The organism is Pseudoalteromonas sp. SR44-5, assembly GCF_014163675.1.
GTDB classification, from domain to species: domain Bacteria; phylum Pseudomonadota; class Gammaproteobacteria; order Enterobacterales; family Alteromonadaceae; genus Pseudoalteromonas; species Pseudoalteromonas rhizosphaerae.
The window spans coordinates 1-499 of sequence record NZ_JACJDT010000184.1; the positions used below are offsets into that span (position 1 = coordinate 1).

Annotated in this window: 1 rRNA gene; it reads right to left on the reverse strand. The window is 38.1% G+C overall.

Annotation, left to right across the window (positions count from 1 at the left end):
* Positions 1–226: 226 nt before the first annotated feature.
* Positions 227–341, reverse strand: a 5S ribosomal RNA gene (gene rrf, locus H5154_RS23150).
* Between the last annotated feature and the right edge of the window lie 158 nt (positions 342–499).

Genomic DNA, 499 nt, shown 5'->3' on the forward strand with positions numbered 1-499 from the left:
AAGAAATAGTCGAACAGGTTTCGCAAGCGTGGAATAAATTCATTTCTGTTCCTGATACGGTTAAAAGCATATGCTCTAGAGACTGGATAAAATTGACTTAATCTTTATGCAGATTGGTATTAATCTTTATGCAGATTGGTATTACCTTTCACCTCGAACCTTCTTTTTACTTTATTCCAGACGTAAAAAAGCCCGACTATTGCTAGTCGGGCTTTCTCAATTTTGAGCCTGGCAATGTCCTACTTTCACATAGCAAATGCTACACTATCATCGGCGCTGTTTCGTTTCACTACTGAGTTCGGCATGGGGTCAGGTGGGTCCAAAACGCTATTGTCACCAAGCAAATTTGGTGTAAGTTCGATTTAATCGAGCTTACTAAAATTTGGAATTCTGATAATAAAAGTTTTCAGTAAATCTACTTTAGTCTATTAACTTCTTGCGCTATCAACTATCACATAAAACGCGTTTGGCGTTGTATGGTTAAGCCTCACGGGTAATT